This is a genomic window from Micromonospora sp. NPDC005324, from assembly GCF_040607155.1.
GTDB lineage: Bacteria > Actinomycetota > Actinomycetes > Mycobacteriales > Micromonosporaceae > Micromonospora > Micromonospora trifolii.
Map to the genome: position 1 here is coordinate 213,269 of NZ_JBEXGE010000006.1, position 15,947 is coordinate 229,215.

The following is a 15,947-nucleotide window of genomic DNA, read 5'->3' on the forward strand; positions in this document are numbered from 1 at the left end:
GCCGTGGGTGACCTGCGCAAGCCGTTCCTGCTGATGGCCATGCTCGCCATCGTCCTGGCGATCGGGGTGGAGCTCGGCGCCGGGCTGCTGCTCGGCGGCGCCGATGCCGGCGCGGCCCTCGCGGACAGCGCCGGCGCGCTGGACGTAGAGATCGATGACGTGTCCGGGGTCAGCGAACCGTCCGGCCGGGGCACCGGCTACCTGGCGTTGATCGACGCGGTGGCGGTCTGGAGCACCGGGCTGTTCTGCCTGGGCCTGCTGCTGCCCGAGCGTGTCCAGGGGCGGGTGCAGGGCGTCGCCAGCCTGATCTTCTCGATCATCCTGATCATCGTCGGGCTGGTAGCGCTGGTCGTCGCGTTCGTGGAGCTGTCCATCATGGTGTCGCTGTTCCTGGCCGTTCCGTTCGGCACCCTGGCGTACCTGGCGCTGTGGGGGTTCTTTCCGGTCGGCGAGGCGGCGGTGCTGCTCGGGCTGGTGCTGCTGCTCAAGCTGGTGTGGGCCGGGATGCTGGTGCTGGCCCAGCCGCGCTTCCTGCAGAACAAGGGCCTCGTCCTGCTGATCCTCACCACCCTGCTGTGCACTGTCGTGCTGGAGTTCCTGCACAACCTGGTGCCGGTGATCCTGGTCAGCATCGTCGACGACGTGGCAGCGTTGATCTTCGCGATCATCGCGATCATCTGGGGGGTGGTGCTGTTGATCGGCTCCATCCCGGCGATCGTCAAGGCCATCCGCGTCACCGCCGCCCTACCGACCCGCTGACGTTTGCGGTATCGGCAGCGCCCGGCTCGATTGTCTGTGACCCTGACGGCGTGGACGAGACGCCGGGGCGCGACGCCGTGGAGCTGCGCGTGCACGGCATCTCCGGCGTCACCGCCGAACGGATCCTCGACCACCCGATCGTGACCCGGGTCGCCGGGAACACGCACGCGGGCTTCTTCCGGCCCCGGCCGGGCAGCGGCACCGCCGGCGGGGCCACCGACGGTGTCACCGTCGAGGCGTACCGCTGGGGTTCGCTGACCGCCGGCGCGGCGGTCCGGACGGCCTCGATGTTGCTGCTGCTGCCCTTCATGTTGAGCAACCTGGCGATCTGGCTCCGGCCGCCGGGGCACGACCGGTGGGGGCTGCTCGGCGTGCTGTGCCGGTTGATCGCCGGCACCCTGACGGCCACGTTCATGCTGGCGGCGGTGGGCGTCACCCTGGACCTGGTCGGCTGGCAGTGCGTGCCGTACCCCGGGTGCCGGGCCAGTCGCCCCTACCTGGCCTGGCTGCACAACCTCCCGGCCGGGCCCCGGCTGGCCCTGCTGTCGATCGTTCCCCTGCTGGCGCTGCGGGTCGTCTGGGCCATCGGCACCCGGTCGGCGCGGACCTTCGAGGGGTTCGGCCCGTCGTCGGCGCAACGCCTACCCGGTGAACCGGCCGGGAGCCTCACCGACCCCGGCTTCTGGCAGGACGAGCAGACCACGGGTTGGCTGCGGCAACTCCATGTGGTGCTCGGCATCGGGACGCTGAACGTCGCCCTGCTCGCCGGCATCTCACCCGGTGGGGTGGGCGCGCCCGGTCACGCCGCGCTGTTCGGCGTCGCCGTCGGGTTGCTCGTGGTCGGGGCGGCCCTGCTCGCCCTGCCCGTGCCGGCCAGCCCTGCGGGGGCACGACGGTTCCTGCGCCCCCTCTGGGTGGCCACTGTGGTGGTGACCGTGTGCAGCCTCGGCTCGGCCGCGCTCGCTGACGCGAAACCGACCGGATCGGGCAAGCTGCCCGGGTACGAGGGCGCCGCCGCCGGGGTGGTCGCCACGCAGGGCATCCTGCTCCTCGTGCTCACCGTCGTCACGTACACGCGTCAGCGTGCCGCCCGCGACGACGAGCGCCCCTTCCTGCGCGGGCTCGGCACCCCGGTCGTGGCGGCGGTGGCGGTGAGCGTCGGCGCGGCCTTCACCGCGACCCTGGTCTACCGCGTCGCGGACGCCCTCGACCACGGCGACATCCCCGACCCGATTCGGCCCAACCCGCCGATCGTCGGCCCGCTGGACCCGCCGGTGGCCTACTGGTGGGCCGCGCTCGCCGGGCTCGCCGCGCTGCTGATCGGCGCGGCGGTGACCTCGGTGACCCTCCTGTTGAGCCGGCGGCGGCGACGGAGGCAGGCGGCGGGGATCATCGAGCGGGACTACCCCGACGTGCCGGCCGAGGACGCGCACCGGCTGCGCCTGGTCCGGGAGACCATCGCCCGGTCCCGGATCACCGAGGAGCTCGGCCCGCTGCTGCTCGCGTTCCTGCTGATCGCGTCACTCGGGCTGGCCACCGTCGCCTTCGACGTGATCGGGGTCGGTCCCACCCAGCTCGCGGACCGGCTGGGCGGGGACGGCGGCGCGGCCGTCGCGCTCGCCTACGTCACCGACGCCGGGGTCTGGGTGATCAGCCTGCTGGTGCTCTGCCTCATGATCCTCGGCTTCCGCGCGTACCGGTCGGCCCAGACCCGGCGGGTGGTGGCGGTGCTGTGGGACCTCGGCACGTTCTGGCCCCGGATGATCCACCCGTTCGCGCCGCCCTGCTACGCCGCCCGCGCCGTTCCGGAGCTGGCAAAACGGGTCACCGGGCTCACCGCGCGGGGGCCGGTGGTCATCTCCGGACACAGCCACGGGTCGGTGCTCGCCGCGGCCACCATCCTGCAACTACCGCCGTCCGTGCTGGCCCGGGTCTCCCTGTTGACCTACGGCTCGCCGCTGCAACGCACCTATTCGCGGCTCTACCCGGCGTACCTCGGGCCGCAGACCCTCCGCGACCTGGGCGGGCGGATCGGGTGGCGGTGGCGTAACCTGTGGCGCGACACCGACCCGATCGGGGGACCGATCTTCCCTTCGGGCCCGCACGGAACACCGCCCGGCGTCGACGTCGACGTCCGACTGCGTGATCCCCGCAGCCTGACCATCGACAGGGCGGACACCGTGCCGCCGCCGATCGAAGGGCACTGGCCGTACCACACCCAGGCCGCGTACCAGGCGGCGATCCGTGAGCTGACCGACCGGTCCCGCTGATCCGCGCTCACGGCGTCAGCGCGACCAGGGCCGTCACCGCGTCGCGGTCGAGGGTCCCGTCGGCCACCCACACCCGGTACCGGCCGTGCCGGCTCCCACCGGCCGGCACCACCGCCGGGCGGTCGAACGCGAACGCGACACAGACCCCCGGATACATCCCGGTCCGCACGAACCACCGGTCGTCGCGGCCGAGGCCCGTGAAGACCAGTGTGTACGCCCCGCCGCCCGGCCCGGCGCCAGTCAGCGCGAGCCACGGCGCCGCACTGCCGTTGACCGTCTGCTCCCCGACCGCGTCGGCGGTGAACACCGCCGGCTCGCCGTCGGCGGCGGCCCGCCAGAAGAACCCGCCGTAACCGGCCCCGCCCGGGCGGCCGTTGGTGGCCGGGCTGCCCAGCCGGATCTCCCGGTCGTCCGGGGCGACGAGGACGGACTCCATCTCGAGGTGCCAGGCGCCCGGTGCGACCACCGACGCGGCGAGGCACCTCCGCTCGGTCAGCAGCACCCCGCCGGCCCGGTCGCGCCACTGGAGATCGTGCGCGTACCGGCCCGGGGACCGTTCGACCTCGCCGGTGTGCGCGATGACGCCGTGGTCGTCCCGCCAGGTGTAGCCGACGTCGCGCACGTAGGTGCGCCCGCCCCAGAGGTTGCTGCCGTCGACGTCCTGCACCGCGAGGGACGCACCGAGGTGCCAGACATGGTCGGCGGGCAGCGCGTCGGTGACCACAGTCCCGCCGAGCGTGCGTACCGGGTGCAGGTACGGTCGCGGCCCGTGCCGCGCGTCCAGCGCCGGGTCGAGCACGTACTCGGCCACCTCCGTGGCCCCGACCGTCAGCCGCACCGGCTCCCCGCTCACGGCAGCTCCCGGCGGCCGATAACGGCGGCCGGGACTGGCCGGCGGACGGTGACGGCGTGCAGGGCAGCCACCGTGTAGCCGGCGAGGATCGGCACCGCGACCGGGGTGACCAGGACGGTGAGCAGCCCGGCCAGCGCGACGACCCCGGTGAGCGCCGCCCAGCGGGTGGGCGCGTCGAGGCAGGCGCGGGCGGCGGACCGGGCCGAGACCCGCCACCGCCCGCCCCCGTTGCCGCCCACCTCGACGACGACCAGCCCGGCGTACCCGGCCAGGCCGGCTGCGATCAGCGCCGTCACCAGCAGCGCCGCCGGGCCGCCCGGCACCCGACCGGTGGCCAGCGCCGCCAGGTCGGCGGCGAGCAGCGCCGCGGCGGCGAGCGCGAGCAGGCTGACCGGCACACCGGGCAGCACCGCGCGGCCGAACCGGCGCAGTGTCGTGCGCGCCGACGGCCAGCTGCCGGTACGCGTCCAGTCGTGCACCGCCGCGCTGGCCGTGCCCGCCGCCGCTGCGGCGGTGAGCAGGGGCACCGCCGCGAGGGTCAGCAGGATGCCCAGCAGCGCGAGGTCGGCGGCGTCGCGGGCGACGTCGCGCCAGTCCCGCCGCCCGCCGGTGTCGATCGGTTCAGCCCTTGATGCCACTGGTGTTGATCCCCTCGACGAGCATCCGCTGGAACGCGACGAAGAACAGGAAGACCGGCAGCAGCGACAGCACCGACATGGCGAACATCGGGCCGACAGCACTCTGGCTGGTCGAGTCGATGAACAGGGTCAGCGCGACCGGGACTGTGTAGTCCTCCAGCTGGGACAGGAAGACCAGTTGGCGGAAGAAGTCGTTCCAGGTCCAGATGAACGAGAAGATCGCCGTGGTGACCAGCGCCGGGCGGCTCAGCGGCAGGATGATGTGCCGGAAGATGCCGAACGGGCCGGCGCCGTCGATGCGGGCCGCCTCGTCCAGCTCCCGCGGAACGCCACGCATGAACTGCACCATGAGGAAGACGAAGAACGCCTCGGTGGCCAGGAACTGCGGGATGAGCAGCGGCAGGTAGGGCCAGTCGCCGCCGACCAGGCCGAGCGTGCGGAACAGGATGTACTGCGGCACGATCAGCACGTGCTGGGGCAGCAGCAGCGTGCCGATCATGACGGCGAACCACATGCCGCGCAGCCGGAACCGCAGCCGGGCGAAGGCGTACGCGGCCAGCAGGCAGGAGAGCCCGTTGCCGATGACGGTGAGCAGGCTGACCATGGCGCTGTTGAGGAAGAACCGGCCGAAGCTGACGTCGAAGTTGGACCACCCGGCGGTGTAGTTGCCCGGGGTGAACCGCTCGGGCAGCAGCCCGACGTTGTTGACGATCTCCTCCTGGGACTTCAGCGAGGTGCCCACCATCCAGATCAGCGGGTAGAGCACCACGGCGACGATCGCCACCAGGATCAGCAGTCGCAGCACGGGCCGTCCGCCGGGTCGTCGGCGCGCGTTCGGCGGCGCTGCGGTCGTCGGGGTCACCGTCACCATCACCGGTCCTCCCCGTCGGAGTAGTGCACCCAGAACCGTCCGGTGCTGAAGAAGATCGCGGTGATGACCGCGATGGCGAGCAGGAACACCCAGGCCATCGCCGAGGCGTAGCCCATGTTGAGGTCGGTGAAGCCGGTGATGTAGAGGTTCAGCGTGTACATCAGGGTGGAGTCGACAGGGCCGCCGGTGCCGTTGCTGAGCACGAACGCGGCGGTGAAGCCCTGGAAGCCGTTGATGGTCTCCAGCACCAGGTTGAAGAAGATGACCGGGGAGAGCATCGGCAGTGTGACGTTGCGGAACTGGCGGAACCGGCCGGCCCCGTCGACAGACGCGGCCTCGTACAGCTCGGTGGGCACCTGCTTGAGCCCCGCCAGGAAGATCACCATCGGTGCGCCGAACTGCCAGATGGCCAGCACCATCAGTGTTTCGAGGGCCCAGTCCGGGTCGTTGACCCACGGCTTGCCCTGGATGCCGAAGAGGCTCAGCAACGAGTTGAACGCGCCGTCGCGGTTGAACATGTTGACCCAGACGATGGCCAGCGCGACGCTGCCACCGAGCAGGGACGGCAGGTAGAACAGCCCGCGGAACACCCCGACGCCGCGCCAGGCGCGGTTGAGCAGCAGCGCCACGCCGAGCGCCGCGGCCAGCTTCAGCGGTACGGCGATCAGCGCGAAGGTCAGTGTGACCCGCACCGCGTGCCAGTACGACGGGTCGGCGGTGAACATCCGTTCGTAGTTGGCCAGCCCCACCCACTCCACCTCGGAGAAGGGGGTGAGGATGTCGTAGTTGGTGAAGCTCAAATAGAGCGACAGCAGCATGGGGACTGCCGTGATACCCATCAGGCCGATGAGCCACGGCGACAGGAAGACGTACCCCGCCAGACCTTCGCTGTTGCGGAAGCGTCCGGGCCCACGCCTCTCAGCGTGGGCCCGGTCGGATCCGGGACCGCGCCGGGTCGGGTCGGGCGCCGTGGTCAACGCCACGAACAGCTCCTCTCCTCGCCTCGCGGCGCGGTCAGGCGATGGCGGACTTGCACGCCTCGATGAACTGGGCGGCGGCCTCGGCGGGGGTGGCCCTGCCGTACTGCGCGTTCTCGGCGGCCTTGATCAGCTCGGACTTGACCTTGCTGTGCCCCTTGATCGGCACCTGCGGGGACTTGCCGAACTTCTGGGTCAGCTCCGCCTCGACGGCGATCGACTGCTTCATGGCCGGGTCGGTGGTGTCGTCGCTGACGACCCGGCGCAGGTCCAGGTTGGACGGCAGGCCCCGGTCGGTGCCGAGCAGCTTGACCGCCTCCTGGTCGTTGTTCAAGAAGTTGATCACGTCGACCGCGACGTCCTTGTTCCTGCTGCCCTTGAAGACCGACCAGTACATCGAGGCGCGGGCCCACTGCGCGCTCGGGTCACCGGGGTAGGCGATGACGCCCAGCTCGTCCTTGGTGTTCTTCTTCAGGTCGGGCATCTGGTTGGCCCAGACCCAACTGGTGCCCGCCTTGCCGGTGACCACCAACTGCTTGGTGATGTCGGTGGCGTTGCCCTCGTGGATGACGTCGGCGGTCGGGGTGGCCTTGCGGTCCCGGGCGCCCTTCCACAGCTCGAACCACGCGGTCACGTCCTCGGCGGTGAAGCCCAGTTCGTTGCCCTTGTAGAGGTCCTTGCCCTGCTGGCGCAGCCAGACCCAGAACGCCTTGTAGTCGGCGCTCGGGTCCTGGGTGCCGGGCACCTTGGTCCTGGCGGAGACCTGCTCGGCCCAGGCGATGTGCTGCTCCCAGGTCATGCCGGTGGCGGGCTCGGGCAGGCTGTGCCTGGCCAGCAGCGTCTTGTTGTAGACCAGACCCTGGGTGTTCTCCCCGGCGGCCAGGCCAGCGAGCTTGCCGTCGACCACGCCGTACTGCCAGAGGCTCTCCGGGAACTTGGAGGTGTCCAGCTTGCCGGCCTTCTGGTACGAGGTGAGGTCCAGTGTGGTGCTGCGGGCCGCGTACTCGGCGAGGTAGTTGTCGTCGATCTGGAACAGGTCCGGCGGGTTGCCGCCGGCGGTGAGCGTGGCCAGCTTGTCGAAGTAGCCCTGGTTGGCCTGCCAGGTCTTCTCGAAGGTCACGTTCGGGTGCTTCCTGGTGTAGAGCGCGAGGGCGTCCTCGGTCAGCTTGGCCCGGGCGTCGCCGCCCCACCAGAAGATGGAGAGCTTGACCGGGGCGTTCGGGTCGGCGGCGCCGCCGTCGTCGCCGCAGGCGGCGGCCCCGAACATCAGCGGCGCGGCGACCGTCACGGCGAGCAGGCCGCGCAGCAGGCGCCGCCGAGGCAGCGCGGTACGGTGACTGCGCCCGGCAGGCGCGTCAGTGGTGGGGGGCGTTGCGGGGTGCATGTGCGCTCACTCCTCGGCATTAGGAGGCGACGGCGTCACCGGTGGCCGCGGTCGGGATGCCCGGGCCCGCAGGGCAATGCGGGTCCGGGCCACGCGGCGCGGCCAGGGGACGTGCCGGTCGGGCGTACGGGCCCGGGCCGGTCGAGTCGCGGATGACCAGGTCGGTCTGGAGCATTACCTGTGCGGTGGTACGACGGACGCCGATCGCCGTGCCGGCACCGGACCCCCGCGCACCGCGCGGTGACTCGATGTCCTGTTGCAGCAGCATGTCGACGGCCGTCCGGCCGGCGGCCCCGGTGGGCGTGGCCACCGTCGTCAGTTTGGGGCGGGTCAGCCGGCTCAGGGTGATGTCGTCGACCCCGACGACGCTCACCTCCTGCGGCACCCGGACCCCGAGCGCGTCCAGCCCCTCGATCAGGCCGATCGCCATCAGGTCGTTGTAGGCGAGCACTGCCGACACACCGCTGCGTCGCACCTGCTCGGCGACGGCGGAGCCGCCGACCTCGGTGGGCGCGTTGGGGCCGAGCACTGTCAGCTCCGCGCCGCCGGCTCGGGCGGCCGCGCCGGCGGCACGGCGCATTTCCCGATTGGTCCACGAGCTGCGCGGGCCACCGAGCAGCGCGATGCTGCGGTGCCCCAGGCCGACCAGGTGCTCGATCGCCGAGCGGGCGCCCTGCCCGACGTCCATCAGTACGCAGGGCAGGCCGGTCACCTGGCGGTTCACCACGACCAGTGGCACCTCGCGGCTGAGCTGCTCGATCAGGCTGTTGCTCATCCGTGGGCTGCACAGCAGCACCCCGTCCACCTGCTTGGCCAGCGCGTGGACCAGCTCTTCCTCGGCGGTCGGGTCCTCGTTGGTGTCGGCCACGAAGACGTGGTAGTCACGGTGCCGGGCCTGACTCTCCGCCGCCTTGATCAGCGGCGGGAAGAACGGGTTCGCGATGTCCGCGATGATCAGCCCAATGTTGTGCGTCCGCCCGGTGATCAGGGCTCGGGCGGCACGGTTCGGCCGGTAGCCCAGATCCTCCGCGCAGGCCAGCACCCGGACCCGGGTCTCCGGGTTGACCAGGTGTGGAGCGGAGAACGTGCGGGACACGGTGGAGATGTGCACACCGGACGCTCGGGCGACGTCCCGGATGGTGACTGGCACGGCGGCCCCTTCGTCCGATGTGGTGGCGGTCACGCAGGTGTGGCCCATTAATGCAAACGGTTGCGCCACTGTCAACGGTCAATGGTTACGGCTTCGTTGCACCCGCACTCCCCTTGGTGACCTGCTGCCCCTCAAACGCTGACAAATAACGCCGATCCCGCCGTCGTCGTTGACGCGAACGGATCGATCGTGATTACTTCACTGCAAACCTTTGCAGCACCACGGGAGGCGACCGCATGTCACCGAGAGCCGCCGGACGGGCCCGGTACGCCGTCGTGGGCACCGGCGCACGGGCCGAGATGTTCGTCCGGGCGCTGGTACTCGACCACCCCGACACCACCGAGCTGGTCGCCTTCGCCGACGTCAACCAGGCCCGGATGGACGCGCACAACCGCTGGCTGGGCGAGCTGGGTCACCGCCCGGTGCCCACGTACCCGGCCGGTGACTTCGCGGCCATGCTGGACAGAGAGCGCGTCGACGTCGTCCTGGTCACCAGCGTGGACGTCACCCACGACGAGTACGTGGTTGCCGCGCTGCGCGCCGGCCGGGAGGTCGTCACCGAGAAACCGATGACAGTGGACGTGGCACGCTGTCGGCGCATCCTGGACACGGTGACCGAGACCGGTGGTCGGGTGACCGTCGCGTTCAACTACCGCTACAACCCGCTGCACGAACAGGTGCGCCGGCTGCTCGCCGAGGGCGCGGTCGGCGAGGTCGGCTCGGTGCACTTCGAGTGGCTGCTCGACGTCCGCCACGGCGCCGACTACTTCCGCCGCTGGCACCGCGACAAGGCCACCTCCGGTGGGCTGATGGTGCACAAGGCCAGCCACCACTTCGACCTGGTCAACTGGTGGTTGGCCGCCACACCCGTCGAGGTGTACGCGGCCGGCCGACTCTTCTTCTACGGCGAGGACGGTCGCCGGCACGGCTACGCCCGCGACTACGACCGGGCGCACGGCTCCCCCGCCGCCGCCGACGACCCGTTCGCGCTGCGGCTGGACGCCCACCCCCGGCTGCGCGAGCTGTACCTCGACGCCGAGGCCGAGGACGGCTACCAGCGCGACCGTAACGTCTTCGCGCCCGGGGTGAGCATCGAGGACGACATGGCGGTGCTGGCCCGCTACTCCACCGGCGCCACCATGACCTACCACCTGACCGCGTACGCGCCCTGGGAGGGCTACCGGGTGATGGTCAACGGCAGCCGGGGCCGACTGGAGCTGGACGTGGCCGAGAACGACCACGTCGACCGGGGCACCGCCGGCGCGGTCAAGGGCGCCGCCCTGCACGGCGCAAAGGCGCCGGCCGAGGGCGGTGGTGTGACGCTGACAGTGCGCCCGTTCTGGGCCCCGCCCCGGCAGATCCCGGTGGAGGGTCGCAGTCGGCACGGGCACGGCGGCGCGGACGCCCGGATGACCGGGGTGCTCCTCGGCGGTCAACCCGACCCGTTGGGCCGCGCCGCGACCGCCGACGACGGCGCGTTGGCCCTGCTCACCGGCTTGGCCGCCAACCGGTCCTTCGAGACCGGCCAACCCGTCCGCGTCGCCGACCTGCTCACCCCCCGCTGACACAGGAGACGAGGAGCCCCACCCCGTGCCCACGTTCGACCACACCGACCTGCTCCTGCCACCCGAACCGGGCCAGCGCGCGCTGGCCCGGGAGCTGTACGCCCTGGCGGCGGAGCAACCCATCATCTCGCCGCACGGGCACGTCGACCCGGCCCTGCTCGCCGAGGACCGCCCCTTCCCGGACCCGGCGCAGCTGCTCATCGTGCCCGACCACTACCTGACCCGGATGCTGCTCAGTCAGGGCGTACCCCCGGCGGATCTGGGGGTGCCCACCCGCGACGGCAGCCCGGTGGAGACCGACGGCCGGGTGATCTGGCGACGCTTCGCCGCGCACTGGCACCTGTTCCGGGGCACCCCGTCGCGACTCTGGCTGGAGCAGACCCTCCGCACCGTGTTCGGTGTGCACACCCCGCTTCGCCCGAGCACCGCCGACGCCCTCTACGACGAGATCGCGGCCCGGCTCGCCGAGCCGGACTTCCGGCCCCGGGCGCTGTTCGAGCGCTTCAACATCGAGGTCCTCGCCACCACCGAGTCGCCGCTGGACGACCTCGCGCAGCACGCCAAGCTCGCCGCCGACGGGTGGGGCGGGCCGGGCGGGCGGGTGGTCACCACGTTCCGCCCGGACGACGTGGTGGACATGGAGTTCGAGGGCTGGTCGACCAATGTGGACCGCCTCGGCGATCGGGCCGGCGAGGACACCGGCACGTACGCCGGCTACCTGGCGGCGCTGCGGGCCCGACGCGCCGCGTTCATCGCCGCCGGCGCCACCTCCTCCGACCACGGCCACCCCACCGCCCGCACCCTGGACCTGACCCCGGCCGAGGCCGAACGGCTCTACGACCGGGGGCGGCGCGGCGAGGCCGACGCCGCCGACGCGGAGGCGTTCCGGGCGCACATGCTCGTGGAGTTCGCCCGGATGTCGCTCGACGACGGCCTGGTCATGCAGCTGCACCCCGGCGCGGTGCGCAACCACAACCGGTGGTTGCACGCCCGGCACGGCCGCGACGTCGGCGGCGACATCCCGCAGGCCACCGAGTACGTGCACGCGCTCGCCCCGCTGCTGGAGCGCTACGGCAACGACCCCCGGCTGCGGCTGGTGCTCTACACCCTCGACGAGGACACCTTCACCCGCGAGCTGGCGCCCCTCGCGGGCGGGTACGCCGCGCTCCTGCTCGGCGCGCCCTGGTGGTTCCTGGACTCCCCGGAGGTGCTGCGCCGCTTCCGGGAGACGGTCACCGAGAGCGCCGGCTTCTACAACACCACCGGGTTCGTCGACGACACCCGGGCGTTCTGCTCCATCCCGGTACGCCACGACGTGGCCCGCCGGGTGGACGCCGGCTTCCTGGCCCGGCTCGTCGCCGAGCACCGGCTGCCGATGGACGAGGCCGCCGAGACCATCGTCGACCTGGCGTACCGGCTGCCCAAGCGGGTCTTCAACTTCGGAGGACAGGCTCAATGACCGTCACCATCACCTCCGTCGAGGTGCACGACGTGCGGTTCCCCACCGCCGCCCGGGGCGACGGCTCCGACGCGATCAACCGGGGTGACTACTCGGCGACGTACGTCCAGCTGGGCACCGACGCCGGCCCGACCGGCGCCGGGTTCACCTTCACCAACGGCCGGGGCAACGAGATCACCTGCGCGGCGGTGCGCGCCCTGGCCCACCACGTGCGGGGACGCACCATCGAGGAGGTCACGGCCGAGCCGGTGGCGTTCTGGCGCTCGCTCAGCGCCGACGTGCAGCTGCGCTGGCTGGGCCCGGAGAAGGGCGTCATCCACATGGCGACCGGCGCGCTGGTCAACGCGGTCTGGGACCTGCGGGCCACACTGGCCGGCAAGCCGATGTGGCGCTTCCTCGCCGACCTGCCCACCGACGACCTGGTGGCCAGCGTCGACTTCCGGCACATCACCGACGCGCTCACCCCGGACGAGGCGGCGGCCATCCTCGACAAGGGGCGCGACGGGCTGGCCGACCGGTTGGCCACCCTCGAACGTGACGGCTTTCCGTCGTACACCACCTCGGTCGGGTGGCTCGGCTACCCCGACGACAAGGTGCGGGCGCTGACCCGGCAGGCGTACGCCGACGGCTGGCGGGCGATGAAGATGAAGGTCGGCGGCCCGCTCGCCGACGATCTGCGGCGGGCCCGGATCATCCGGGAGGAGATCGGCCCGGACGCGCTGCTGATGATGGACGCCAACCAGGTCTGGGACGTCGACGAGGCGATCACCGCGATGGCGGCGCTGGCCGAGGTGGACCCGTACTGGATCGAGGAGCCCACCCACGCCGACGACATCCTCGGGCACGCCCGGATCGCCCGCGCGGTGGCCGAGTTGACCGCCGGCCGCTGCCGGGTGGCCACCGGTGAGGTGGCCGCCAACCGGGTGATCTTCAAGCAGCTGCTCCAGGCCGAGGCGATCGGGGTGATGCAGGTCGACGCCTGCCGGGTCGGCGGCGTCAACGAGGTCCTGGCCGAGCTGCTGCTGGCGGCGAAGTTCGGCGTGCCGGTCTGCCCGCACGCCGGCGGCGTGGGCCTCTGCGAGTACGTCCAGCACCTGGCGATCTTCGACTACCTGCGGGTGGGCACCGGCCTGGACGGTCGGATGATCGAGTACGTCGACCATCTGCACGAACACTTCGTCGATCCGGTGCGGACCCGCGGTGGCCGCTACCTGCTGCCCGAACGACCCGGTTACAGCGCCACCATGAAGCCCTCGTCGATCGCCGAGTTCCGCTTCCCGGACGGCCCGGCATGGCGGTGACCGTCGGGGCCTCCCGGCTCGGCCTCGGCATGCTCCGCCGGCTGCCCGCCGAGGCCCGCCCGCTGATCCGGCCGGGCACGGTGCCGACCGGCGTCGTCCACCTGGGGTTGGGCGCGTTCCACCGGGCCCACCAGGCCGTCTTCACCGAGGCCGCGGTCGGCGCGGCCGGCGGTGACTGGGGCATCGTGGCCGTCGCCCCGCGCAGCACCGCAGTGGTCGAGGCGATCGCCGCGCAGGACAACCTGTTCAGCGTCAGCGCCCTCTCCGCCGCCGGCAGTTCCACCCGGGTGGTCGGCGCCCTGAGCGGCGTCCGGCACGCGCCCAGCGACCCGGACGCCGTGGTGGCGCTGCTCGCCGACCCGGCGGTCCGCGTGGTGACCCTGACCGTCACCGAGAAGGCGTACCAACTCGACCCGGTGACCGGCCGGCTGTCCCCGGACTCGGCGCTCGCCGCGGACCTGGCCGGCGGCAGTCCGCCGAGCACTGTGCCGGGGCTGCTGCTGCGCGGGCTGGCCGCCCGGGCCGCCGCGGACGCCGGGCCGGTGGCCCTGGTGAGCTGCGACAACCTGCCGGCCAACGGTCGACGACTGCGCGGCATGCTCGACCAGGCGGTCGGCCGGGCCGGCGGGGTGAGCGCCGGGCTGGTCGAGTGGGTGGCCGGCAACGTCACCTGCCCGGGCACCATGGTGGACCGGATCGTGCCGGCCAGCACCCCGGAGACGATCGAGGCGGCCCGGCGGGCACTCGGCGTGACCGACCTGGCCGCGGTGGCCGCCGAGCCGTACGCGCAGTGGGTGATCGAGGACGACTTCCCCGGCGGCCGGCCCGGGTGGGAGTTCGCCGGGGCGGTGCTCACCGACGACGCCGGCCCGTGGGAGCGGTTGAAGCTGCGCGCCCTCAACGGGGTGCACTCCGCCATCGCGTACCTCGGGGCGTTGGCCGGTCGGGAGACGATCGCCGACGCGCTGGAGATCCCGCACCTGCGCGACGTGCTGCGCCAGCTGATCGCCGAGGACGTGGCGGCCAGCTTCACCCCGCCGGACGGGGTGCGGGTGGTCGACTACGGCGAGCAGGCCCTCGCCCGGTTCGGTAATCCGGCGATCCACCACCGCACCCTCCAGGTGGCGATCGACGGCTCTCAGAAGCTGCCGCAGCGCGTCCTGCACACCATCGCCGACCTGCGCGCGGCCGGGCGGTCCGCGCGCTGGGGCGCGCTGGTCGTGGCGTCCTGGTTGCGCTTCGCGCTGGGGTACGCCGACGACGGCCGGCCGTTGCCGTTCCAGGACCCACTGGCCGGGCCGATCCGGGCCGCGCTGGACGCCGGGGCGCAGAGCCCTGCGGGCGCTGTCGACGCGGTCTTCGCGCTGCGCGACGTCATCCCGATGGAGGTGGCCGAGGACGACGAGGTCCGCGCCGACGTGATCGCCTGGCTGACCGCGTTGGAGCGGCATGGCGTCGAGGCCACCCTGGCCGGTGCCCGGTGACCTGGCCGACAGGGACCGGTGGGTGGTGAGCGGGGCCGCCCCGCCGCCCCGGGTGGCGGTGATCGGGGCGAACGGGCACGGTCGCTGGCACCGCCGGGTGATCGCGCCCCTGCACGCCGCCGGTCGGCTGCGGTTGGCAGCCCTGGTCGACGTCCGACCGGTGGAGGACGATCCGGCCGCCCCGGTGCCGCCCGGGGTGGCGGTCTTCACCGACCACCGGGCGATGCTCGCCGCCACCCGACCGGAGGTGGTGGTGATCTGCACGCCGCCGCACACCCACCTGGCGATCGCCCGCGACGCCCTGGCCACCGGCGCGGACCTGCTGCTGGAGAAGCCGCCGGTGCTGTCGCTGGCCGAGCACGAGGAGTTGACCTGGGCTCTCACCGCCGCTGGCCGGGTGGCCCAGGTCGGCTTCCAGGCACTCGGCTCGGCGGCCCTCACCGCGCTGACCGACGCGCTGGCCGCCGGCCGGCTGGGCACTGTCACAGGCATCTCCACCATCGCCGCGTGGCTTCGGCCGGACGCCTACTACACCCGCTCCCCCTGGGCCGGTCGGCGGAGTCTGGACGGCCGGCCGGTGCTGGACGGCGCGCTCGCCAACCCGCTCGCGCACGCGGTGATGCAGTGCCTGGCGATCGCCGAGGCGCTCGCCGGGGCGACGCCCTGGCCGGTCGCGATCGAGGTGGAGCGCTACCGGGTCCGGCCGATCGAGGTGGAGGACACCGCGGTGCTGCGGGTCCGGTTCCGCGCCGGGCCGCCGGTGCTGGTGGCGGTGACCCTCGCCGCCGAGGAGTTCGTGGCGGGCGAGGTGGTGGTGACCGGTACGGCGGGCCAGGCGGTGCTGGAGTACCCGACCGACCGGCTGCGGCTGCCCGGGGACGTGGTGACCCGCCGGGTGCCGGGGCGGCTGGGGCTGCTGGAGAACCTGCTCGCCCACCGGGTCGACCCGTCGGGCGTGCCACTGATCGCGCCGCTGGCCCGTACCGCGCCGTTCACCGCGCTGCTGGACGCGTTGCGACCCGCGCCGGAGCCCCGGCTGCTCGACGGCGAGCTGGTGACCACCCTCGGCGAGGGCGGGGAGCGGGTCCGCCACCTGCGCGGCGTCGTCGACGTGTTGCGCCGGGCGGCCGAGCGGGGGGCGCTGCCGAGCGAGCTGGGGGTGCCGTGGGCGTCCGCCGCGTACCGCGCCGAGCTGGCCGGATAGACGAAACCTCCACCACTGACGAACGGAGAGAG

Annotated in this window: 13 protein-coding genes; 7 read left to right on the forward strand and 6 right to left on the reverse strand. The window is 72.6% G+C overall.

The window, feature by feature from the left end:
* Positions 1 to 3 precede the first annotated feature (3 nt).
* On the forward strand, positions 4 to 759 hold the full coding sequence (locus tag ABZS40_RS09055) for a hypothetical protein (protein WP_354942777.1): 756 nt from the start codon (positions 4 to 6) through the stop codon (positions 757 to 759).
* 50 nt (positions 760 to 809) lie between these two features.
* The gene (locus tag ABZS40_RS09060; protein ID WP_354942778.1) at positions 810 to 3,029 is read left to right on the forward strand and encodes a hypothetical protein; all 2,220 of its coding nucleotides are present in this window, start codon (positions 810 to 812) and stop codon (positions 3,027 to 3,029) included.
* Positions 3,030 to 3,036: 7 nt separating this feature from the next.
* Here the strand turns inward: ABZS40_RS09060 and ABZS40_RS09065 are convergent, their stop codons facing one another.
* The 6 genes from ABZS40_RS09065 to ABZS40_RS09090 are packed head-to-tail and all read right to left on the reverse strand — an operon-like array spanning position 3,037 to position 8,902.
* A complete protein-coding gene (locus ABZS40_RS09065) occupies positions 3,037 to 3,882 on the reverse strand; it encodes a PmoA family protein (protein ID WP_354942779.1) in 846 nt (281 codons plus the stop codon).
* The gene (locus tag ABZS40_RS09070; RefSeq protein ID WP_354942780.1) at positions 3,879 to 4,520 is read right to left on the reverse strand and encodes a hypothetical protein; all 642 of its coding nucleotides are present in this window, start codon (positions 4,518 to 4,520) and stop codon (positions 3,879 to 3,881) included. The genes ABZS40_RS09065 and ABZS40_RS09070 overlap by 4 nt, the downstream gene beginning before the upstream one ends.
* Positions 4,504 to 5,391, reverse strand: coding sequence for a carbohydrate ABC transporter permease (locus ABZS40_RS09075; RefSeq protein WP_247669105.1), 888 nt, complete (start codon positions 5,389 to 5,391; stop codon positions 4,504 to 4,506). Before ABZS40_RS09075 ends, ABZS40_RS09070 begins: the two co-directional genes overlap by 17 nt.
* Positions 5,391 to 6,374, reverse strand: a complete 984-nt coding sequence (locus ABZS40_RS09080) for a sugar ABC transporter permease (protein WP_354942781.1) — start codon at positions 6,372 to 6,374, stop codon at positions 5,391 to 5,393. The genes ABZS40_RS09075 and ABZS40_RS09080 overlap by 1 nt, the downstream gene beginning before the upstream one ends.
* Before the next feature lie 31 nt (positions 6,375 to 6,405).
* On the reverse strand, positions 6,406 to 7,752 hold the full coding sequence (locus ABZS40_RS09085; protein WP_354942782.1) for an extracellular solute-binding protein: 1,347 nt from the start codon (positions 7,750 to 7,752) through the stop codon (positions 6,406 to 6,408).
* Between the two features lie 19 nt (positions 7,753 to 7,771).
* Positions 7,772 to 8,902 (reverse strand): LacI family DNA-binding transcriptional regulator, encoded by a 1,131-nt coding sequence (locus ABZS40_RS09090; protein WP_238679341.1) that lies wholly within the window; start codon positions 8,900 to 8,902, stop codon positions 7,772 to 7,774.
* Positions 8,903 to 9,138: 236 nt separating this feature from the next.
* Here ABZS40_RS09090 and ABZS40_RS09095 point away from each other — a divergent pair, with 236 nt between their 5' ends.
* Genes ABZS40_RS09095 through ABZS40_RS09115 form a run of 5 tightly spaced genes read left to right on the forward strand, consistent with a single transcriptional unit; the run spans position 9,139 to position 15,915 of the window.
* Complete coding sequence (locus ABZS40_RS09095; RefSeq protein ID WP_354942783.1) at positions 9,139 to 10,467, forward strand: Gfo/Idh/MocA family oxidoreductase; 1,329 nt, start codon at positions 9,139 to 9,141, stop codon at positions 10,465 to 10,467.
* A 25-nt stretch (positions 10,468 to 10,492) separates the two neighbouring features.
* Positions 10,493 to 11,926, forward strand: coding sequence for a glucuronate isomerase (gene uxaC, locus ABZS40_RS09100; RefSeq protein ID WP_354942784.1), 1,434 nt, complete (start codon positions 10,493 to 10,495; stop codon positions 11,924 to 11,926).
* Positions 11,923 to 13,227 (forward strand): enolase C-terminal domain-like protein, encoded by a 1,305-nt coding sequence (locus ABZS40_RS09105; protein ID WP_354942785.1) that lies wholly within the window; start codon positions 11,923 to 11,925, stop codon positions 13,225 to 13,227. Before uxaC ends, ABZS40_RS09105 begins: the two co-directional genes overlap by 4 nt.
* Entirely contained in the window at positions 13,218 to 14,711 is a 1,494-nt protein-coding gene (locus ABZS40_RS09110; RefSeq protein WP_354942786.1) for a mannitol dehydrogenase family protein, read from the forward strand. Before ABZS40_RS09105 ends, ABZS40_RS09110 begins: the two co-directional genes overlap by 10 nt.
* On the forward strand, positions 14,677 to 15,915 hold the full coding sequence (locus ABZS40_RS09115) for a Gfo/Idh/MocA family oxidoreductase (RefSeq protein WP_354942787.1): 1,239 nt from the start codon (positions 14,677 to 14,679) through the stop codon (positions 15,913 to 15,915). Before ABZS40_RS09110 ends, ABZS40_RS09115 begins: the two co-directional genes overlap by 35 nt.
* Positions 15,916 to 15,947 lie beyond the last annotated feature (32 nt).

What these genes read in the sequence shown, in the direction of transcription:
- ABZS40_RS09075 (WP_247669105.1), bottom strand. Translation starts at nt 5,391, where the DNA reads ATGGTGACGGTGACCCCGACGACCGCAGCGCCGCCGAACGCGCGCCGA.
- ABZS40_RS09085 (WP_354942782.1), bottom strand. Translation starts at nt 7,752, where the DNA reads ATGCACCCCGCAACGCCCCCCACCACTGACGCGCCTGCCGGGCGCAGT.
- ABZS40_RS09095 (WP_354942783.1), top strand. Translation starts at nt 9,139, where the DNA reads ATGTCACCGAGAGCCGCCGGACGGGCCCGGTACGCCGTCGTGGGCACC.
- ABZS40_RS09105 (WP_354942785.1), top strand. Translation starts at nt 11,923, where the DNA reads ATGACCGTCACCATCACCTCCGTCGAGGTGCACGACGTGCGGTTCCCC.
- ABZS40_RS09110 (WP_354942786.1), top strand. Translation starts at nt 13,218, where the DNA reads ATGGCGGTGACCGTCGGGGCCTCCCGGCTCGGCCTCGGCATGCTCCGC.
- ABZS40_RS09115 (WP_354942787.1), top strand. Translation starts at nt 14,677, where the DNA reads ATGGCGTCGAGGCCACCCTGGCCGGTGCCCGGTGACCTGGCCGACAGG.